At 71.1% G+C, this 19,966-nt stretch carries 15 protein-coding genes; 9 read left to right on the top strand and 6 right to left on the bottom strand.

The features are described from left to right. Positions 1-40 precede the first annotated feature (40 nt). From ABZ848_RS29570 to ABZ848_RS29550, 5 genes are all read left to right on the top strand, one after another. A complete protein-coding gene (locus ABZ848_RS29570; protein ID WP_360836770.1) occupies positions 41-1,609 on the top strand; it encodes an NAD(P)/FAD-dependent oxidoreductase in 1,569 nt (522 codons plus the stop codon). Positions 1,610-1,634: 25 nt separating this feature from the next. Continuing rightward, on the top strand, positions 1,635-2,402 hold the full coding sequence (locus tag ABZ848_RS29565; RefSeq protein ID WP_360836769.1) for a class I SAM-dependent methyltransferase: 768 nt from the start codon (positions 1,635-1,637) through the stop codon (positions 2,400-2,402). An 80-nt stretch (positions 2,403-2,482) separates the two neighbouring features. After that, positions 2,483-3,592: a nitronate monooxygenase family protein gene (locus tag ABZ848_RS29560; protein WP_360836768.1), complete on the top strand. Its 1,110-nt coding sequence runs from the start codon at positions 2,483-2,485 to the stop codon at positions 3,590-3,592. Then, positions 3,589-5,142 carry an acyl-CoA synthetase gene (locus ABZ848_RS29555; protein WP_360836767.1) on the top strand — a complete coding sequence of 518 codons (1,554 nt, stop codon included), beginning with the start codon at positions 3,589-3,591 and terminating at the stop codon, positions 5,140-5,142. The genes ABZ848_RS29560 and ABZ848_RS29555 overlap by 4 nt, the downstream gene beginning before the upstream one ends. A 96-nt stretch (positions 5,143-5,238) precedes the next feature. After that, complete coding sequence (locus tag ABZ848_RS29550) at positions 5,239-6,123, top strand: hypothetical protein (protein ID WP_360836765.1); 885 nt, start codon at positions 5,239-5,241, stop codon at positions 6,121-6,123. Between the two features lie 20 nt (positions 6,124-6,143). Here the strand turns inward: ABZ848_RS29550 and ABZ848_RS29545 are convergent, their stop codons facing one another. Beyond that, entirely contained in the window at positions 6,144-8,552 is a 2,409-nt protein-coding gene (locus tag ABZ848_RS29545) for a penicillin acylase family protein (RefSeq protein WP_360836763.1), read from the bottom strand. A 106-nt stretch (positions 8,553-8,658) separates the two neighbouring features. Here ABZ848_RS29545 and ABZ848_RS29540 point away from each other — a divergent pair, with 106 nt between their 5' ends. Together ABZ848_RS29540 and ABZ848_RS29535 are read left to right on the top strand one after the other, a co-directional pair. Then, entirely contained in the window at positions 8,659-10,161 is a 1,503-nt protein-coding gene (locus ABZ848_RS29540; RefSeq protein WP_360836761.1) for an acyl-CoA synthetase, read from the top strand. Between the two features lie 126 nt (positions 10,162-10,287). Next, positions 10,288-11,808 (top strand): metallophosphoesterase family protein, encoded by a 1,521-nt coding sequence (locus ABZ848_RS29535; RefSeq protein ID WP_360836925.1) that lies wholly within the window; start codon positions 10,288-10,290, stop codon positions 11,806-11,808. A gap of 328 nt (positions 11,809-12,136) precedes the next feature. Here the strand turns inward: ABZ848_RS29535 and ABZ848_RS29530 are convergent, their stop codons facing one another. From ABZ848_RS29530 to paaK, 3 genes are all read right to left on the bottom strand, one after another. Beyond that, a complete protein-coding gene (locus tag ABZ848_RS29530) occupies positions 12,137-13,915 on the bottom strand; it encodes a DEAD/DEAH box helicase (RefSeq protein ID WP_360836760.1) in 1,779 nt (592 codons plus the stop codon). 87 nt (positions 13,916-14,002) lie between these two features. Further along, positions 14,003-14,206 (bottom strand): cold-shock protein, encoded by a 204-nt coding sequence (locus ABZ848_RS29525; protein WP_007502648.1) that lies wholly within the window; start codon positions 14,204-14,206, stop codon positions 14,003-14,005. A gap of 176 nt (positions 14,207-14,382) precedes the next feature. Then, positions 14,383-15,681, bottom strand: a complete 1,299-nt coding sequence (gene paaK / locus ABZ848_RS29520; RefSeq protein ID WP_360836758.1) for a phenylacetate--CoA ligase PaaK — start codon at positions 15,679-15,681, stop codon at positions 14,383-14,385. Between the two features lie 178 nt (positions 15,682-15,859). Here paaK and ABZ848_RS29515 point away from each other — a divergent pair, with 178 nt between their 5' ends. Together ABZ848_RS29515 and ABZ848_RS29510 are read left to right on the top strand one after the other, a co-directional pair. Beyond that, positions 15,860-16,714 (top strand): alpha/beta hydrolase, encoded by an 855-nt coding sequence (locus ABZ848_RS29515; protein ID WP_360836756.1) that lies wholly within the window; start codon positions 15,860-15,862, stop codon positions 16,712-16,714. 77 nt (positions 16,715-16,791) lie between these two features. Next, positions 16,792-17,493: an alpha/beta hydrolase gene (locus ABZ848_RS29510; RefSeq protein ID WP_360836754.1), complete on the top strand. Its 702-nt coding sequence runs from the start codon at positions 16,792-16,794 to the stop codon at positions 17,491-17,493. A 24-nt stretch (positions 17,494-17,517) separates the two neighbouring features. On the opposite strand, the gene ABZ848_RS29505 is transcribed toward ABZ848_RS29510, so the two are convergent. Both ABZ848_RS29505 and ABZ848_RS29500 read right to left on the bottom strand, forming a co-directional pair. Continuing rightward, on the bottom strand, positions 17,518-17,928 hold the full coding sequence (locus ABZ848_RS29505; RefSeq protein ID WP_360836752.1) for an excalibur calcium-binding domain-containing protein: 411 nt from the start codon (positions 17,926-17,928) through the stop codon (positions 17,518-17,520). Between the two features lie 124 nt (positions 17,929-18,052). After that, positions 18,053-19,807: a sulfatase gene (locus ABZ848_RS29500; protein ID WP_360836923.1), complete on the bottom strand. Its 1,755-nt coding sequence runs from the start codon at positions 19,805-19,807 to the stop codon at positions 18,053-18,055. Positions 19,808-19,966 lie beyond the last annotated feature (159 nt).

Raw genomic sequence — 19,966 nt, 5'->3', positions numbered from 1 at the left:
ACCCCTGGCCGCCGACGATCATCACGTGTTACGAAGAACCATGACCGCACACGAGGGACACCGGACCTACGACGCCGTGATCGTCGGCGGCGGACACAACGGCCTGGTCGCCGCCGCCTACCTTGCCCGCGCCGGACGCTCCGTGCTGGTCCTCGAACGGCTGGACCGCACCGGGGGCGCCGCGATCTCCACCCGCCCCTTCGCCGGCGTCGACGCCCGCCTGTCGCGCTACTCGTACCTGGTCAGCCTGCTGCCGAAGAAGATCGTGCGCGACCTCGGCCTCGACTTCCGGGTCCGCACCCGCACCATCTCCTCGTACACCCCGGCGGAGCGGGACGGCCGGCCGACGGGACTCCTCGTCAGCGGCGGCGACCGGCGCACCCGGGAGGCCTTCGCCCGGCTCACCGGCTCGGACCGCGAGTTCGAGGCCTGGCAGCGCTTCTACGGCATGACCGGCTGCGTCGCCGAGCGGGTCTTCCCGACCCTGACCGAGCCGCTGCCGACGCGGGACGAACTGCGCCGCCGGGTCGACGACGAGGAGGCCTGGCGGGTGCTGTTCGAGGAGCCGATCGGCGTCGCGGTCGAGGACCGTTTCGCCGACGACCTCGTGCGGGGCGTGGTCCTCACCGACGCCCTCATCGGCACCTTCGCCGACGCCCACGAGCCCTCGCTCGCGCAGAACCGCTGCTTCCTCTACCACGTGATCGGCGGCGGCACGGGCGCCTGGGACGTCCCCGTCGGCGGCATGGGCGCGCTGACCGACGCACTCGCCGGGGCCGCCCGGGACGCGGGCGCCGTACTCGCCACCGGGCATGAGGCGGTACGGATCGCCACGGACGGCCGAACCGCGGAGATCGGCTACCGCACGGCCGAGGGCGAAGGGGTGGTCACGGCCCGGCACGTCCTCGTGAACGCCCCCCCGCAGGCCCTCGCCGAACTGACCGGCGACACCCCACCCGAGCCCGCCGAGGGCGCCCAGCTCAAGGTCAACATGCTGCTCAAGCGGCTGCCGAGGCTGCGCGACACCTCGGTCGACCCCCGCGAGGCCTTCTCCGGCACCTTCCACATCGCCGAGGGCTACCAGCAGCTCGCCACCGCCCACGCCCAGGCCGCCGCCGGCGAACTGCCCGCCGCGCCGCCCTCCGAGATCTACTGCCACTCCCTCACCGACCCGACGATCCTCGGCCCGGACCTGGTCGAACAGGGCTACCAGACCCTCACGCTCTTCGGCCTGCACACCCCGGCGAGGCTCTTCGACCGCGACAACGACGCCGTACGCGAGGAACTCCTCAAGTCGACCCTCGCCCAGCTCGACGCCCACCTCGCCGAACCCCTCGCGGACTGCCTCGCCGTCGACGCCGACGGCGGCCCCTGCATCGAGGCGAAGACGCCGCTCGACCTGGAACGCGACCTGCGGCTGCCCGGCGGCAACATCTTCCACCGCGAACTCTCCTGGCCGTACGCCCAGGACCACACCGGCCGCTGGGGCGTGGAGACCACCCACCCGAACGTGCTGCTGTGCGGGGCGGGCGCGGTGCGGGGCGGGGGAGTGAGCGGGGTACCGGGACACAACGCGGCGATGGCGGTGCTGGAGGCGACGGGGGAGTGACGGCCGTGCCGCAGGCGAGGGGCGAGTGACGTACTCACCGCGGGAGTTCTACGACGATCTCGCCGCCGACTACCACCGCATCTTCCGGGACTGGGACGCGAGCATGTCCCACCAAGCCGCCGTCCTGGACGGGCTGTTGACCCGTGCGCTCGGCCCCGGCCCGCACCGGATCCTGGACTGCGCCTGCGGAATCGGCACCCAGGCGATCGGCCTCGCCCGGACCGGCCACCGGGTCGTCGGCACCGACCTCAGCCCTCGCGCCGCCACCCGGGCCGCCGCCGAGGCCGGGGCCCGCGGGGCGGCCCTGCCCACCGTCGCCGCGGACATGCGCCAACTCCCTTTTCAGCCAGGGGCGTTCGACGCCGTCGTCTGCGCTGACAACGCGCTGCCACACCTGTTGACCGGACACGATGTGGCCACGGCCCTGAGCGGCATGCGTCGGGTCCTGCGGGACGCCGGTCTGCTCCTGCTCAGCGTCCGCGACTACGACGAAGACCGCCGGACCCGTCCGGCCGCCACCCCGCCGCAGGTGTCGTACGGCTCCGACGGCCGGACTGTCACCTTCCAGCTCTGGCACTGGCACGACGACGGCGAACGCTACGACATGGAGCACTTCCAACTGCTGCCCGACGCGGGGGAGTGGGAGGTGCGCGTCCGCCGCACCACCTACTGGGCACTGACCCGAGCCGAGCTCACCGACGCCGTGGCGAGAGCCGGCTTCAGCTCCCTCACGTGGCACGAGCCGTCCGTCAGCGGCTTCTATCAGCCCCTGCTCACCGCGAGAGCGGGCTAGTCGGGCTTCCGGCGCAAGAAATCTGACGGTCTATCAGAAAAGGCCTTCCGTCGGCCGGAGGTCTGCGGCATTCTGCGCCCATGCAGACGGAGCTGAGCAAGAAACTGGGAGTCGAGCACGCCATCTTCGGCTTCACGCCGTTCCCCGCCGTCGCCGCGGCCATCAGCCGGGCCGGCGGTTTCGGCGTGCTCGGCGCGGTCCGCTACACCGCCCCCGACGACCTCAAACGCGACCTGGACTGGGTCGAGGCGCACGTCGACGGGAAGCCGTACGGGCTCGATGTCGTCATGCCCGCCAAGAAGGTCGAGGGCGTGACCGAGGCCGATGTCGAGGCGATGATTCCGGAGCAGCACCGGCAGTTCGTGACCGAGACGCTCGCCAAGTACGGGGTGCCGGAGCTGGCCGAGGGCGAGGCGTCCGGGTGGCGTATCACCGGGTGGATGGAGCAGGTGGCCCGCACCCAGCTCGACGTCGCCTTCGACTACCCGATCCGGCTGCTCGCCAACGCCCTCGGCTCCCCGCCCGCCGACGTGGTGGCCCGCGCCCACGAACAGGACGTGCTCGTCGCAGCCCTGGCCGGCAGCGCCCGGCACGCGCTCAAGCACAAGGAAGCCGGCATCGACATCGTGGTCGCGCAGGGTTACGAGGCCGGCGGGCACACCGGCGAGATCGCCTCGATGGTGCTCACGCCCGAAGTCGTCGACGCCGTGAGCCCGTTGCCCGTGCTGGCCGCCGGCGGCATCGGCAGCGGACAGCAGGTGGCCGCCGCGCTCGCCCTCGGCGCCCAGGGCGTGTGGCTCGGCTCCCTCTGGCTGACCTGCACCGAGGCCGAGCTCACGTCCACCGCCGTGACCCGCAAGCTGCTCGCCGCCGGCTCCGGCGACACGGTCCGCTCCCGCGCCCTGACCGGCAAGCCCGCACGTCAGCTGCGCACCGAGTGGACGGACGCCTGGGACGACCCGAACGGCCCCGGCACCCTCCCCATGCCGCTGCAGGGCCTGCTCGTCGCCGAGGCCCTCACCCGCATCCAGAAGTACGAGGTCGAGCCGCTGCTCGGCACACCCGTCGGCCAGATCGTCGGCCGGATGACCAGCGAACGCAGTGTCCAGGCCATATTCGACGACCTCACCCGCGGCTTCGAACACGCCGTGGACCGCATGATCCGCATCGCCGGAAGGAGCGGCAAGTGACCAGCACGCCCCCCGCCGGATTCTGGGCCCAGGCCACCCGCGACCCCGACCGCACGGTACTGATCGCACCCGACGGCGAGGAATGGACCGCCGGACGCCTGCACGCCGCCGCCAACCGCCTCGTCCACGGCCTGCGCGCCGCAGGTCTGACGCGCGGGGACGCCTTCGCCGTCGTGCTGCCCAACGGGATCGAGTTCTTCACCGCGTACCTGGCCGCCAGCCAGGCCGGTTTCTACCTCGTGCCGATCAACCACCACTTCGTCGGCCCGGAGATCGGCTGGATCGTCGCCGACTCCGGCGCCAAGGTGCTGATCGCACACGAGCGCTTCGCCGAACCCGCCCGGCACGCAGCCGACGAGGCAGGCCTCCCACCCACCCACCGGTACGCCGTAGGCGAGGTCGAGGGCTTCCGGCCGTACACCGAACTCCTCGATGGACAGCCCGAGTCGGCGCCCGCGGACCGTGAGCTCGGCTGGGTCATGAACTACACATCCGGCACCACCGGCCGCCCCCGCGGCATCCGCCGTCCGCTGCCCGGCAAGACCCCCGAGGAGGCCTACCTCGGCGGCTTCCTCGGCATCTTCGGCATCAGGCCCTTCGACGACAACGTCCACCTCGTCTGCTCGCCGCTCTACCACACGGCCGTACTCCAGTTCGCGGGCGCGTCCCTGCACATAGGCCACCGGCTCGTCCTGATGGACAAGTGGACGCCCGAGGAGATGCTCCGCTGCATCGACACCCACAAGTGCACCCACACCCACATGGTCCCGACCCAGTTCCACCGGCTGCTCGCCCTGCCCGAGGAGGTACGGCGTTCGTACGACGTCTCGTCCATGCGGCACGCCATCCACGGCGCCGCTCCCTGCCCCGACCACGTCAAGCGGGCGATGATCGACTGGTGGGGCGACTCGGTCGAGGAGTACTACGCGGCCAGCGAGGGCGGCGGCGCCTTCGCCACCGCCGAGGACTGGCTGAAGAAGCCCGGCACCGTAGGCAAGGCCTGGCCGATCAGTGAGCTCGCCGTCTTCGACGACGACGGCGAGCAGCTGGCGCCCGGTGAACTCGGCACCGTCTACATGAAGATGAACACCGGCGGCTTCGCCTACCACAAGGACGAGGCCAAGACGAAGAAGAACCGCATCGGCGACTTCTTCACCGTCGGCGACCTCGGCTACCTCGACGAGGACGGCTATCTCTTCCTCCGCGACCGCAAGATAGACATGATCATCTCGGGCGGGGTCAACATCTACCCGGCCGAGATCGAGTCCGCCCTGCTCGCCCACCCGGCCGTCGCCGACGCCGCCGTCTTCGGCATCCCGCACGACGACTGGGGCGAGGAGGTCAAGGCGGTCGTCGAGGCGGCCCCCGGACACGAGCCGGGCCCCGACCTCGCCGCGGCGATCCTGGAGTACTGCGCCGAGCAACTCGCCGGCTACAAGCGGCCCAAGAGCGTGGACTTCATCGCCGAGATGCCCCGCGACCCCAACGGCAAGCTCTACAAGCGGCGGTTGCGGGACCCGTACTGGGAAGGACGCACGCGTCCCGTGTGACCCCGGGCCCCCCTTTCGGCCGACGGATGCGAACGCGGCGCGGTGCCGCGGCGTCACAGGAACGGCACCGCACGCACCGTCGGCCCAGGGGGACCCATGCGCAGGCACACCGCACACTTCGTCAAACCGTTGATCCCGCTCACCCTGCTCACCGGCGCTCTCGCCGTCGGCTGCGGCAGCGAGCAGGCCGGCAGCCACGGCTCCGACTGGGACTCGACAAGGCACGCCAGGGCCCGCGCGGTCGCCGACGCCTGGGAGGGATCCAAGGCGGCGCAACTGTGGGCGAAGGGCTACTTCCCGCTGGGGCAGGTCATCCAGCTGCCCGACGGCGCCTTCCACACCGGCACCGACAAAGAGGCGTACGCGACACAGAACTTCGTGCTGGACGCCACCCTCCCCGCGCTCAAGGAGCAGAAGGGCGAGGTGAAGTGGAAGGACGGCGGTTCGCTGCGGCTGCCGATGATGAGCGCACGCGAGGCCTACGACAGCGTGGCCCGCGGCGGCAACGACGGGCCCCATCTCACCGTGACCGGCGCGAAGTTGGGCACGACGACCCTGTTCACCAGTCGCGGCCCGGCGACCGTCCCGGCCTGGCTGTTCACGCTGAAGGGATACGACACCCCGCTCAAGCGGGTCGCCCTCACCGCGATGAAGCAGCCCAAGGCGCCGATCGCACCGGCCGCCGAGTCCCCGAGCAACGACCTGTGGGAGCTGGGGCAGTTGGTGAAGGTGTCCGCCGACGGCCGCTCGGTCACCGTGCTCGCCGGGCACGGCGCCTGCGACGACGGTCCCGTGGTGGACGTACTGGAGACGGACTCGACCGTCGTACTGTCCGCAGCCGTCACCGGCGCGAAGGACGGCTCGTGCACCGCCCAACTGCTCTACGAGAAAGTGACGGTGAAACTCGGCCGCGCGCTGGGCGACCGGATCCTCCTGGACGCGTTCACGGGCCGCCCGGTGCAGCCCCCGAGGTGGAGCTGAGCCGGACGGCCTCGCGACGGTCAGCCGTGCTCGCCGACGCGGACGATCCTGAGTACGGGAGAGGACAGGACGTCCTTCTCGCAGAAGCGGGCCGTGACCCACTTCTCCTGGGAGAAGAGCCGTGTCTGGTCGCTGTAGTGGGGCGAGTTCGGGTTCTCCGACTGGCTGTACGTGAGCAGGGTGCGCGCCACCGGGCAGCCGCCGCCGTCCCAGCCGACGGCCTGGATGTGGCTGGAGCCGGTCGTGATCTCGGTGTAGCCGCCCTGCGCCGCGTTCCACACCGGCTCGACCTTGTTCCACACACCGAGCGCCTCCGTGCCGCCCGGAATCGGGATGCGCCGCCCGCCCCGCACGACGAACTGGTGCTCGCCGAGCCGGGAGTCGAGCGCGATGCCGGCCGCGCGCAGCTCGGTCACCGTGTCCGCGAGGGCCGCGGCGAAGCCGGGTGCGGCGGTGTTGAGGGTGTTCGGGGTGTGGACCGGGTCGGCCGCCGAGAACGGGACCTTCCAGCGCTGGGCGGGCGATACCGAGGCGTTGAACTTCCGCCAGAAGCGGTCGAAGAGCAGCGCGCCCTTGCTGTCGGTGTCCATGGCCCGGCCCCAGGAGGCGAGCACCGGACAGGCCGCCGAGACGTCAACGGCTTTGCCGTCACTGCCCGTTGCCGTACCGCCGGGCAGTGCGGCACACGCCTTCGCCGCGTCGTCGGCGGCCAGGTCGCCCGCGGGCGCCCGGTTGGTGAACTCCTGCTGCTGGAGGTCCCCGACGGTCAGCCCACCCCGCTTCGCCATCGCCGACACGTCCTCGATCGCGCCACGGGTCCGCATCGAGCGCTGAGTTCCGATGCTGCCGAAGATCCGCTCGTACCCGGTGAGCGGCAGGTCGGCGTTGGTCAGCCAGGCGCTGTCGTTGGAGTTCTCCGCGTACGGGGCGTCCTTGAGCGTGGGCATGCGGGAGGGCCCGAAGATGCCCGGTTGCACGGCGTCGGAGTCGTCGCCGGGTGTGCAGTCCGCACGGGAGCCGTCGAGGACCGCCAGGCCCACCGCCGGGTAGGTCAGCTTGCCGAGGTCGGTGGAGCAGCTCGCCACCAGGTCGTTGGTGATGCGGGGCAGCACCTGCGACTGCGAGTAGAGCGAATGCCCCGAGGAGTCCGCGGCGATGGTGTTCACCCACGGGAGCCCCTGGTACTTCTTCAGCGAGGCGAGTATGTCCGCCGTCGAGCGCGCCTTGCCGAAGCCGAGGGAGGTGTCGCCGAACCGCAGGTTGGCGGCGTTGGGGTCATTGAACGCGTACGCCGTCGTCGTGGTCCAGGGAAGTGGCGGATCGCCCTGTGGATCGGCGACGACCGGGCCGTAGCGCGTCCACCACTGCGTACGGGTCACGGACGAGCCGTCCTTGACCGCCACCGTCACCGTGCGCTTCGTCATCCGCTCCGGCTTGCCGTCGACCAGGTAGACGGTGGGGTCGGACGGGTCGAGGGTCAGCCGGGTGAGGTTGAACGGGACACCGGTCGCGACGGTGTGGCTCCACGCCACATGGGAGTTGTAGCCGATGGAGACGGTCGGCGAGCCGAGCAGGGATCCGCCGGCCACATCGAGCTCGCCGGGGATGGTCTGCTGCGACTGCCAGAAACGGCGTCCGCCGTGCCACGGGTAGTGCGGGTTCCCCAGTAGGAGACCGCGGCCGTTGGCCGTGGTGGCGCCGCTGAAGGCGACGGCGTTCGAGCCCATGTCGGCGTCGGCGGTGCGTGCCTGTACGGACTTGATCAGGGCCTGGGCGTCGACGCTCTGGGCACCTGCCGTGGCGCCGGTGGGCGGCTGGGCGCCGGTGATCTCGTCCACGGAGCCGCCCTGGCCGCCGATGACTGAGATGGCGTAGAAACGGGCGGCGACGTCGACCGTGCCGATCGGCCGTACCCAGGCGGCGCCCTTGCACGCCGGGTCGGTGATCCGGTTCTGCTTCAGCCAGGCGTCGTATCCGGCGGCGAAGCCCCGCATCAGGTCCTTGACGTCCTGGCTCGGGCCCAGCGGCGCGGGCTGCGCGAGCAGCTTCTCCACCGTGCGGGCCTCGCGAACCCCGCGGAAGTAGAGGTCGCTGGCAAGGTTGGTGGAGGCCGACGACAGGGAGAAGTCGGTCGTCCCGTCGGCCCCGAAGAAGCGCGAGCGGTCGCCGCGCACGGTCGTGAAGCCGTCGGCGAGCGTGCACACCTGGTCGGCGGCCTGCGCCCAGCCGGTGCCGAAGCCGAGGTCGGCGTAGTCCTTGGCGACGATGTGCGGAATGCCGTACTCGGTGTAGCGGATGACGGCGGACAGTCCGGCGTGCGAGGGGTGTTCCTGGTGGCTCTGCTGCCCGGCCGCGGCCGCCGGCAGCGCGGTCGAGGCGGTGAGTAAGGCGACGGCCGCGACGACCAGTCGTCTCAGGCGGGTGCGCATGGTGCCTCCCGACTTCGTTGAGGGAAGGGGCGGTTGAGCGTACCTGTGCGGGGTGGCCCACCCAGGTGCTTGACCTGCCTCGGTGTCGGACCGAGGATCATGAGTCATGACGCAGGGACAGGGCAGCACGGTTGACGGGGTGCTGCGACGCAGTGCCCGGCGCACCCCGGCGAGGGTCGCGGTGGAGTACGGCGACCGCACTTGGACGTACGAGGAACTCGACCTGGCCGTCGGCCGCGCGGCGAGCGTCCTTCTCGGCGAGGGCCTTGCCCCGGGCGACCGGGTCGGTGCCTACGGCCACAACTCGGACGCCTATCTCATCGCCTTCCTTGCCTGCGCCCGCGCCGGCCTGGTGCACGTCCCGGTCAACCAGAACCTCACCGGCGACGACCTGGCCTACATCGTCGGCCAGAGCGGCAGCTCCCTGGTCCTCACCGACCCGGACCTGGTCGGCCGGCTCCCGGACGACGTCCGTACGTTGCCCCTGCGCGACGCCGACGACTCACTGCTCGCGCGGCTCGCGACCGCCCCCGCGTACGACGGCCCCGAGCCGCGCACCGAGGACCTCGTGCAGCTGCTGTACACCTCCGGTACGACGGCCCTGCCCAAGGGCGCGATGATGACCCACCGCGCGCTCGTGCACGAGTACCTGAGCGCGATCACCGCCCTCGACCTCAGCGCCGGCGACCGTCCCGTGCACTCGCTGCCGCTGTACCACTCGGCGCAGATGCACGTGTTCCTGCTGCCGTACCTGGCGGTCGGCGCGACCAACATCATCCTCGACGCCCCCGACGGCGACCGGCTCTTCGACCTGATCGAGGCGGGCCGCGTGGACAGCCTGTTCGCGCCGCCGACGGTGTGGATCGGGCTGTCCAACCGCCCCGACTTCGCGGACCGCGACCTCAGCGGCCTGCGCAAGGCGTACTACGGTGCGTCGATCATGCCTGTGCCGGTCCTGGAACGGCTGCGCGAACGGCTGCCGAAGCTCGGCTTCTACAACTGCTTCGGCCAGAGCGAGATCGGCCCCCTCGCCACCGTGCTGGCCCCCGACGAGCACAAGGGACGCATGGACTCCTGCGGCCGGCCCGTCCTCTTCGTCGACGCGCGAGTGGTCGACGAGGACGGCAAGGACGTCCCCGACGGCACCCCCGGCGAGATCGTCTACAAGTCCCCGCAGCTGTGCGAGGGCTACTGGGACAAGCCCGAGGAGACGGCCGACGCCTTCCGCGACGGCTGGTTGCACTCCGGCGACCTCGCCGTGCGCGACCCGCACGGCTACTACACGATCGTCGACCGGGTGAAGGACGTGATCAACTCCGGGGGCGTGCTGGTCGCCTCACGCCAGGTCGAGGACGCCCTCTACACGCACGAGGGCGTCGCCGAGGTCGCCGTGGTCGGCCTGCCCGACGAGCGCTGGATCGAGGCGGTCACGGCGGTCGTCGTACCGCGCGGCGAGGTCACCGAGGAGGAGCTGATCGCGCACGCGCGCGAGAAGCTCGCCGCCTTCAAGGCGCCGAAGCGGGTGGTGTTCGTGGACGGACTGCCCCGCAACGCCAGCGGGAAGATCTTGAAAAGGGAGCTCCGGGACCGGTTCGCGAACGGCGAGTGACAAACGCCACAAGACCAGACGTCATACCCCATGACGTGGCATGACGCCGCAAGAAGCCGCGTTCCGTACCCGATCCCGCCGTCCGTGCTGCCGCCATCGTTCACCGCGCCCGGGAACATGGCAGGCATGCGTTGCTGCCTCCCCGCTCCCCTGGCGGCGCTGCCGGACCCCTGCGAAGTGCTCCGCGCCGGTGCCCTGCTCGCCCTGCGCGCCGCCTCCGCGGCCGCCCACCGCACCCGTCCCCACTCCAGCCACGTCGCCGTCGTCAACCTCGAACTGGTCACCCTCACCGAGGACCGGGCCGTCATCACCTGGTTCACCGGAATCCCCGGCACCGACGACGGCCTCGGCCACATGCTCCCCGCCCTCACCGACGGCGAGGTCGTCTACGGCACCCACCCGGGCCGACTGAACCGCGTCGCGGGCGAGCACCGGCCGACCGCCCACCACCACGTCGAGCTGACCGGCCTGGAGCCGGGGCAGACGTACTACTACCAGGCCCGCTCCCGCGGTGTGGCAGCCACCCCCACCGCGCTGCACTTCGCACGCGGCAACGCGGCCGGCACCTCACTCCACGGTTTCGGCTCACGCGGCGGCCCGTACGCCTTCACCACCCCCCAGCCCCCACCCGGCCGCCATCTGCTCTCGATCGCGCTCTGCAACGACCTGCACCTCGGCGAGACCACGGCCGGCCTGGTGACCGGCATCCCCCTGTTCCGCGGGGTCTCCCAGCGACCTGGGCTCGCCCCGTACCCCGAGGTCATGGGCCTCGCCCTGGTCGAGGAGGCCCGCCGCCGCGGCGCCGACCTGCTGCTGGCCGCGGGGGACATCTCGGCGGGCGGCGCGCCGGAGGACCTGGCCCACGCGAGACGCATCCTGGACGGCTTCGGGGAGCACGGCCAGGACTACTTCGTCGTACGGGGCAACCACGACCGTCCCGGACCCGAGCACGGCGAGTCCGGCGACGCCTTCCGGCGCGGGTTCGCGGGCGACGGCGGGCCCGGTTACTTCGGCCACGACGTGGGCGGGCTGCGCATCCTGGGCCTCGACACCTACGAGAAGCGGGGCAACGGCGCCGACTCGGGCGGCCTGGGCGAGGAGCAACTCTCCTGGTTCCGCCGCCGGTTGCACGAGAACCGAGACCAGCCCACGGTCGTCTTCGGCCACCACCCGCTGACGGTACGGGACTCCGTCTTCCCGGTCGCCGCCGGACAGCGCCTGAACCGCCGCCAGGCCCGCTCGATCCTCAAGGCCTACGCCACCGCCCCCGGCGTCTTCCTCCATCACGCGGGCCACACCCACCGCAACAAACGCACGATCCTGTCCCGGGCCCCGCACGTGACCCTCCAGGAGGTCAGCGCGGTCAAGGAATACCCCGGCGGCTTCACCCTCCTCCGCATCTTCTCGGGCGGCTACGCCCTGAACTTCTACAAGCTCCGCGGCGCGGAGCCCCTGGAATGGGGCGAACGCAGCCGCCGCCTCGCGGGAGGCCTGTGGCCCCACCACGCCCTGGGCCGCTCGGTGACGGACCGCAACAGCGTGGCGACCCACGACTTCTCGGGGGTCACCCGGCCGACGATGGCGATGGCGGGCGGAGGGGCGCGGGGGGCTGCGGGACTGCCTGGACAGCGTTCGGCATCCGATTGAGGCGATGGGCTGGGACTGCTCACAGACCCGCGCCCCGACCATGGCGGTCGAGGTGCGGGTGTGTCTGGTGGCGTCGAACGCGGGCGGAGGCGGGGCGGCCACCGGCGCGGTCAAGGATCGGGCGCATTCAGCGGCCTACTGATCGGCCGATCTGTGGCGGCACCCGGGTGGGGGTAGCTGGACGCGCCTGGCGGCGGCCAGGGTGGCAGAGGCACGGTGGCCGCCGTGGCTGGCGTCTAGGGTGCCAGTGTGTCTGGCGGGGTCCTAGACGGCTTGGCCACGGCGGCCACTGCGGGCGACCTGAAGTGCCGACGTGCCTGACGGCGCCCTAGCCGGCGGAGCTGCGGCGGCCGCCCCGGCGGTCCGAGCCGCGGGCGCCCGTGCCGGCACGGTCACCGTTGCCCGCACGACCGCCGGTGCTCGTGGAGCCGCGCGTGCCTGTTGTGCTCGCCGTGCGTCGGGCGGATCCGCCGGCGGGCTTGGCGGTGCCGGAGCGGGATCCGGTGCCGTTCGACGTGGCTTCCGTGGCCCGGCGTTCGGAGCCTCGGGCGCCCGTGCCGGTGTGGCTGCCCTTGGGGCCGCCTGCTGCTGCCCGGCGGGGCGTACCGCGGCCGTCCGCCGGAGGGTTGCCACCGGTGGCTGCCGACCCGGCCGCGGGTCGGCGGTCCGAACCCCGGCCTGCCGTGCCGCCCGCGGCTGACGTCGGCGCTCCGGAGCCCGTGCCGTTCCGGCGTCGGCGGCTCGAGCGCCTGCCAGGCTCCGTGCCCGGCTTGCCGGTCTGGCGGGACGCCGGTGGCGTCGCCGGCTGCGGGACCTCGATCGTGACCGGCACGCCCGACGGCTCGCGGGCGCCCGTGATCGTGGTCAGCTGCGAGTCGCTCGACATGACGCGGGCCGTGCGGGGACGAATGCCCGCGTCCGACATCAGCCGGGTCACCTCCCGCTTCTGGTCGGGAAGCACCAGCGTGACCACGCTGCCGGAGCCCCCGGCCCGCGCGGTGCGGCCGCCACGGTGGAGGTAGTCCTTGTGGTCGGTCGGAGGATCGACGTTCACGACGAGGTCGAGGTCGTCGACGTGTATGCCCCGGGCCGCCACGTTCGTCGCCACCAGCGCGGTGACCTGGCCGTTCTTGAACTGCTCCAGCGTGCGGTTGCGCTGCGGCTGTGAGCGCCCGCCGTGCAGCGCCGCCGCGCGCACACCGACGGCCAGCAGCCGCTTGGCGAGCCGGTCGGCGGACCGCTTGGTGTCCAGGAAGAGGATGACCCGTCCGTCACGAGCGGCAATGCGCGTGGTGACGGCCTTCTTGTCGGTTTCGTCCAGGACGTGCAGCACATGGTGCTCCATCGTCGTCACCGCGCCCGCCGACGGGTCCACGGAGTGCACCACGGGATCGGTCAGGAACCGCTGCACCAGACGGTCGATGTTCTGGTCCAGCGTCGCCGAGAACAGCATGCGCTGCCCGTCGGGCCGTACCCGCTCGATCAGCTTGGTGATCTGCGGCAGGAAGCCCATGTCGGTCATCTGGTCGGCCTCGTCCAGCACCGTGATGCGGACGTCGTCCAGCACGCAGTCGCCCTGGGCCACGAGGTCGTTGAGCCTGCCGGGAGTCGCCACGACCACCTCGGCCCCGCGCCGCAGCGTCGCGGCCTGCCGGGTGATGGACAGCCCGCCGACCACGGTCGCCAGCCGGAGGTTCACGGCCGTCGCATACGGGGTGAGCGCGTCGGTGACCTGCTGAGCGAGTTCACGCGTGGGCACCAGCACCAGGGCGAGCGGCGCCTTCGGCTCGGCGCGCAGCCCGGCCGTACGGCCCAGCAGCGCGAGCCCGAACGCCAGCGTCTTGCCGGAACCGGTCCGCCCGCGTCCGAGCAGGTCACGGCCGGCCAGCGAGTTCGGCAGCGTGGCGGCCTGGATGGGGAACGGGGTGATGACACCCTGCGCGGCGAGGGTCTTGAGCAGCGCCGCGGGCATGTCCAGACCGGCGAAGTCCTCGACGGCGGGCAGCGCGGGAGTCGTGTTTTCCGGCAGCCGGAATTCCCGCGTCGGCGACGCGGACGGTGCGGGCGACGAGGCGCGCCGGTTGGACTTCTGGGGTCTGCGGGACATGCAGTTGTCAGCCTTCCTGGAAACAGCACAAACCGGGGTCCGCACCGCGATGGTGCGGACCCCGGCGAGTGGATACGCGTCCGGCGATCAGGCGGGGACGATGTTCTCCGCCTGCGGGCCCTTCTGGCCCTGCGTGACGTCGAAGGACACCCGCTGGCCCTCCTGGAGCTCACGGAAGCCCTGGGTGGCGATGTTCGAGTAGTGGGCGAAGACGTCCGGGCCGCCGCCGTCCTGCTCGATGAAGCCGAAACCCTTTTCCGAGTTGAACCACTTCACGGTTCCCTGTGCCATGACTTTCTCCTTCAGTAGGCATTCTGTAAGCAGAGGCCCCATCCGGAGATGCCGGAAAAACAAATAATGCGCCCGAAGGAGAAACATTCCCGTCAGGCGCACATAGGTTCATGGGTACCACAACTGCAACGATCAAGATCGTAGCACAGCTTCGGGCCCGGCGCCTTTCTCCCGGGTCACCGGCGATCCCGCAGGTCCACGATCCGCCGGATCTTCCCCACCGAGCGTTCCAGTGATTCCGGCTCCACGATCTCCACGGCCACCGACACCCCGATGCCGTCCTTCACGGCCGCCGCGATCGCTCCCGCCGCCGTGTCCCGCACCTCGGGGCCCGCGTCCGGCCTGGCCTCCGCCCGGACGGTGAGCGCGTCGAGCCGGCCCTCGCGGGTGAGGCGCAGCTGGAAGTGCGGCGCCACGCCCGGCGTCCGCAGCACGATCTCCTCGATCTGCGTGGGGAACAGATTGACCCCGCGCAGGATGACCATGTCGTCGCTGCGCCCGGTGACCTTCTCCAACCGCCGGAACACCCGCGCCGTCCCCGGCAGCAGCCGCGTCAGATCACGCGTCCGGTACCGCACGACGGGCATGGCCTCCTTGGTGAGCGAGGTGAACACCAGCTCGCCTTCCTCCCCGTCGGGCAGCACCTCACCGCTGATCGGATCGACGATCTCCGGATAGAAGTGGTCCTCCCACACATGCAGCCCGTCCTTGGTCTCCACGCACTCCTGCGCCACACCCGGACCGATCACCTCCGACAGCCCGTATATGTCCACGGCGTCGATCGCGAACCGCTCCTCGATCTCCCGCCGCATCTGCTCGGTCCACGGCTCCGCCCCGAAGATCCCGACCCGCAACGAGGTCCCGCGCGGATCGACGCCCTGCCGCTCGAACTCGTCCAGAAGCGTGAGCATGTACGAGGGGGTCACCATGATGATCTGCGGCTCGAGGTCCTGGATCAGCTGGACTTGACGGGCCGTCATCCCGCCGGACGCGGGGATGACCGTACAACCGAGCCGTTCTGCGCCGTAGTGCGCGCCGAGTCCGCCGGTGAACAGCCCGTATCCGTAGGCGACATGAACCCTGTCGCCGGGCCGTCCGCCCGCGGCGCGGATGGAGCGGGCCACCATGTCGGCCCACAGGGAAAGGTCGTTGTCGGTGTAGCCGACGACGGTCGGCCGTCCGGTGGTGCCACTCGACGCGTGGATCCGGCGAACGCGGTCCCGCGGTACGGCGAACATCCCGTACGGATAGTTCTCGCGCAGGTCGCCCTTGCTCGTGAACGGAAACCGGGCCAGATCGCCGAGCGAGCGGCAGTCCTCCGGCCGCACGCCCGCCTTGTCGAAGGACTCCCGGTAGAACGGCACGTGTTCGTACGCATGCCGCAGCGAAGCCCGCAACCGCTCCAGCTGCAACGCCCGCAGCGCCCCGGAATCCAGCCGTTCCCCCGAGTCCAGCAACTCCGCCGCATCCGCCATGGGGAGATCTCCCTAACCGCAACCATCTCAATACGGGCGACCGATCATTCGGTCGAGGTGCTCGGGATCAGTAATCCAGCCCAGGTCGGGCCAGGCAAGGGGTCTGGCCGCACTTTCTCGCCGACGCGCGGAGAAGAACCCGTTGTGCCGCGCTCCACCGCCCAGCAGGATCGGTGGCATGCCGATCTTCAGCGCGCCCGACGGGACCCAGCTCGCGTACCGCCTCCAGGGTGAAGGGAAGCCGCTGGTCGTGCTGCCCGGCGGGCCGATGCGGGCCTCCACATATCTCGGCGACCTGGGTGGGCTGAGCGCGCACCGGGGGCTGGTGCTGCTCGATCTGCGCGGTACCGGTGGGTCGGCCGTGCCCGAGGACCCGGGGACATACCGGTGCGACCGGTTGGTCGACGATGTGGAGGCGCTCCGCGAGCACTTGGGGCTCGACCGGATGGACGTGCTCGCACACTCCGCCGGCGGGAGCCTCGCCATGCTGTACGCCGCCCGGTATCCGCACCGGCTGGGGCGGCTGGTTCTGGTCACGGCCACCCCCTGGGCGCTGGGCGGCGCGCCGACCGCCGAGGACCGGCTGACCGCGGCGCGGCTGAGGAGCGGAGAGCCGTGGTTCGAGGCGGCGTTTCCGGTCTTCGAGGACTGGCTGGCGGGCAAGGCCGAATACGGCCCGGCCATCGCTCCCTTCTTCTACGGCCGCTGGGACCGCAGCGCCCAGGAGCACGAGGCCCGCGCCGAGGCGGAGTCCAACGAGGAGGCCGAAGAGATCTACGGCTCCGACGGCGCCTACGACCCAACCACGACCCGCGCCGCACTCGTGGCTGTCACCGCCCCCGTACTCGTCCTGGCGGGCGGGGCTGACGGAGGCCCCCGCCCGGCCCTGGCCCGCACGGCCGCCGACGCGTTCCCGAACGCCGAGTTCGACGTGCAGCCGGGCGCCGGCCACTACCCGTGGCTGGACGACCCGGAGTGGTTCGTGAGGCGGGTCGCGGGGTTCCTGGAGGGGCGAGGGGCGCCTCTGCGATGAGCGCGGCGAGCTGGTGGCATGTCTGCCGTCGGCAGATCCGCCCCCGGAGCCCCAGCCGACCCCGTTACCTTCCCCGTATGGCCAACGAACCCCGCACCGTCAAGGCGAACGGCATCACCCTCGCCTACCGCACCTGGGGCCCGGAGGACGCGCCGCCCCTCCTCCTGCTCCACTCCCGCGGCACCGACGGCGCGGACTGGACCGTCATCGCCGAGCGGCTCGCTTCCGGCCGGCCGCCGCGCCGCGTCTACGCCCCCGATCTGCGGGGTCACGGCCGCAGCGACTGGCCGGGCGAGTACGCGTACGAGGCGATGCGCGACGACATCCGATCGTTCCTGGACGTCCTCCGCGTCGGGCCGGTCGACGTCGTGGGGCACTCGCTCGGCGGCGCCGTGGCGTACTTGCTCGCGCAGGAGAGTCCTGATGTCGTACGACGCCTCGTGCTGGAGGACGTACCGGCGCCGATCCCTCTCGACCCGCCCCGGCCGCCCGCCGAACGGCCCGACGGAGAGCTGCCGTTCGACTGGGCGATGATCCGAGCCACCGACGAACAACGGAACGCTCCCGACCCGGTGTGGTGGGACCACATGGGGCGAATCACCGTGCCGACCCTGCTGATCGGTGGCGGACACGACAGCCTAATCCCGCAGGACCAGATAGCCACCCTGTCCGAACTCGTCCAGGACGCCCGGCTGGTGACCATCGAAGCGGGGCACCTTGTGCACGAGAACCGGCCGGAGGAGTTCCTGGAGGTGGTGGCGGACTTTCTCGCGGAGTAACCGCGCCCGGCCGCCCCGTACGCCTCAATGCCTCCGCAGCCCGGCGACCCGACGCCGACGCCGCAGCATGAGATGTCCGGCGGCCAGCCCCAGCCCGACGACGGTGAGCCCGACCCCGCCCGCCACCTCGAAACCGGCAGGTCCCGTGCTGCCACCGAGCCCTGCGTTGACGCCTCGCAACGCGGCCGTGGTGGAGGAGGCGGTGGACGTCGCCGACGACTTGCGCGGAAGCCATTCGCAGGCGATTCCGTCGTTGTCCTCGTCCAGGCGATAGGGGTCGCCGGGAAAGCGGTCGAACTCCGCTTGGGCGTCTTCCTGGTACGTGAAATCGCTGCAGTCGACGTCGGCCTTCGCATGGGCGGTGACGGCCGCCGGGCCGGCCGTCAGGAGAATCGCGACTGCGGTGCTGCTGAGGGCGCGTATGCCTATGTTCATGGGGGGTCCCTTCAGGCACGGTGAGGTGGATCACCGTCACTGCGACCCTAGGGACAGCCTCCCGTCCGGGCGCGTCTTGATACGCCGTCCGAAGGCACGCGCCATCCTGGGACCCCGTCGCCCGTCAGCTCTGCGGCCCATACGCCGTCATGAAGCGGTCGCGGAACTTGTTCATGCCCCATTCCGGCGCGTTCGCCGCAGGCTTGAGGCCCTCCGTCCAGCCCCAGTCCGAGACCTTGGCCAGTACCTTCGGGTCGCGGGCGACGATCGTGATCGGGACGTCGCGGTTGGCGGTGCCGCCGGTGACCGTCGGGACGGGCTGGTGGTCGCCGAGGAAGACGAGGACCGTGTTGTCGTCGCCGTAGCGCTGCATCCACTCGGTCAGGCTGTCCAGGGAGTACTGGATGGCCTTGCGGTACTCGGTCCGTACGCGCTTCGCGCTCTTCCAGACCTCCGTCGGATTCGTGCCCTCCTTCTTGATCTTGTAGAAGACCTTGCCGTCCCCGAGGTCCTTCCAGTCGACCATGTGGGCGATCGGGGACCACGGGTTGTGGCTGGAGGCCAGGATGATCTCCGCCATGATCGGGTCGCGGTTCTTCTTGCCGTGCTCCAACTTCTGGAAGGCCTCCAGGCTGAACTGGTCCGGCACCGGCGTCCAGCTGAAGTACGGGCCCTGGTAACCGAGATGCGTGGAGTCGTAGATGTGGTCGAGCCCGAAGTACTTGCCCTCGGGCCAGGACTTGCGGACCCCCGGCACGATGCCCACCGTGCGCCAGGCGCCCGTCTTCTGGAAGTAACTGGTGAGCGTCGCGCGGTCGCTGGTGGTCAGCGTCCGGTACCGCTGCTGGTTCTTGACCCACAGCCCGGACAGGAACGTGGAGTGCGCGAGCCAGCTGCCGGCACCCGTCACGGGCGACCGCAGCCAGCCGCTGCGCGCCGCGAACCCGGCCGACTTGAGCCTGGCGTTGCCTTCCGCCAGCGTCTTGTCGATCTCCGGCGCCATCGTCGGATCGTCGATCGCCACCCGGCCGTAGCTCTCGATGAAGGTGAGCATGACGTCCTTGCCGCGCAGCCCGGTCAGCAACTGGTCGGACGGCGTGTTCGCGAAGGCGTCGACGGGGAGCTGCTTCTTGAAGACCTCGGCGTCCCCGAGGCCGTCGCGCACGTACTGCACGCGGTTGGCGAGGTACTGGGTGTAGCCCTTGGTGGCCACGGTGACGCCGCCGTACTGCACGCCCATCGTGAAGCAGATGATCCAGGCGACCGCGAGGACCAGCGTGGAGCGCACGGCCAGCGGGCGGTGCCGGGCCAGCACGTCCGCCAGCCGCACCATGGCCAGCGCGCTCACCACGAGCACGGCGACGGCCAGCACGATCACGCCGATCACCGCGAGCAGCTCACCCGTGCGCCCGAACGAGTCCTTCAGGAAGTCCGCCGCGTCGCTCAGCAGCACCCAGTCGAAGACGAGGTCGAACGGCCGGGCCAGGGTCTGGTAGAAGCCCATGTCGACGCACTTGAGGATGGCGGAGAGTCCGACGAACGCGCCGGTGACGACAGCGGTGATCCGCCGTGGCCTCGACGGCAGTACGAGCAGGACGGCCGCGAGGAAGACCGCCTCGACGGGGATACGGAAGAACGACTCGAGTGTCAGCCGGTCCAGCCGGTTGGGGATCAGCAGCGCGACGAGCACCAGTACTGCGGCCAGCACGGTGACGCCGATCCGGACGCCCGCCGCGACCCGGGGGTACTTGCGCCGCCAGCCGAACCAGCCGGGGCGGGTGGGACGCACGGGGGGCGTGGGACCAGACGGTTCGGCCGCCGCCGCATCGGTCGCCGGTTCATCCGTATCAGGGTTTACGTCCCCGTCGCCGTCCGGCAGCTGTCGAGGGGGCGTGAGGTGCGACACCCGTAGGTCCTTCCGTGCGAAGCCCGGTGCTGGCAGGGCGGCCCGGGCCTGCAGATACGGGCCGCCAACCTCGCGTACGGCCCGGTGTAACCCACTGTTCAAACACCCGGGTCAACCGCGCGCAAAGAGTAC

It is taken from the genome of Streptomyces sp. NPDC047081 (assembly GCF_040643775.1).
Lineage (GTDB): Bacteria > Actinomycetota > Actinomycetes > Streptomycetales > Streptomycetaceae > Streptomyces.
The sequence above is the reverse complement of the archived record's forward strand: the minus strand, read 5'-3'. Positions and strand labels throughout refer to the sequence as shown.

Coding starts and splice junctions, on each gene's coding strand:
- paaK (WP_360836758.1), bottom strand. CDS start 15,681: ATGGCGGATGCGGCGGAGTTGCTGGACTCGGGGGAACGGCTGGATTCC.
- ABZ848_RS29550 (WP_360836765.1), top strand. CDS start 5,239: ATGCGCAGGCACACCGCACACTTCGTCAAACCGTTGATCCCGCTCACC.
- ABZ848_RS29545 (WP_360836763.1), bottom strand. CDS start 8,552: ATGCGCACCCGCCTGAGACGACTGGTCGTCGCGGCCGTCGCCTTACTC.
- ABZ848_RS29510 (WP_360836754.1), top strand. CDS start 16,792: ATGGCCAACGAACCCCGCACCGTCAAGGCGAACGGCATCACCCTCGCC.
- ABZ848_RS29560 (WP_360836768.1), top strand. CDS start 2,483: ATGCAGACGGAGCTGAGCAAGAAACTGGGAGTCGAGCACGCCATCTTC.
- ABZ848_RS29535 (WP_360836925.1), top strand. CDS start 10,288: ATGCGTTGCTGCCTCCCCGCTCCCCTGGCGGCGCTGCCGGACCCCTGC.
- ABZ848_RS29570 (WP_360836770.1), top strand. CDS start 41: ATGACCGCACACGAGGGACACCGGACCTACGACGCCGTGATCGTCGGC.
- ABZ848_RS29525 (WP_007502648.1), bottom strand. CDS start 14,206: ATGGCACAGGGAACCGTGAAGTGGTTCAACTCGGAAAAGGGTTTCGGC.
- ABZ848_RS29540 (WP_360836761.1), top strand. CDS start 8,659: ATGACGCAGGGACAGGGCAGCACGGTTGACGGGGTGCTGCGACGCAGT.
- ABZ848_RS29530 (WP_360836760.1), bottom strand. CDS start 13,915: ATGTCCCGCAGACCCCAGAAGTCCAACCGGCGCGCCTCGTCGCCCGCA.
- ABZ848_RS29515 (WP_360836756.1), top strand. CDS start 15,860: ATGCCGATCTTCAGCGCGCCCGACGGGACCCAGCTCGCGTACCGCCTC.
- ABZ848_RS29505 (WP_360836752.1), bottom strand. CDS start 17,928: ATGAACATAGGCATACGCGCCCTCAGCAGCACCGCAGTCGCGATTCTC.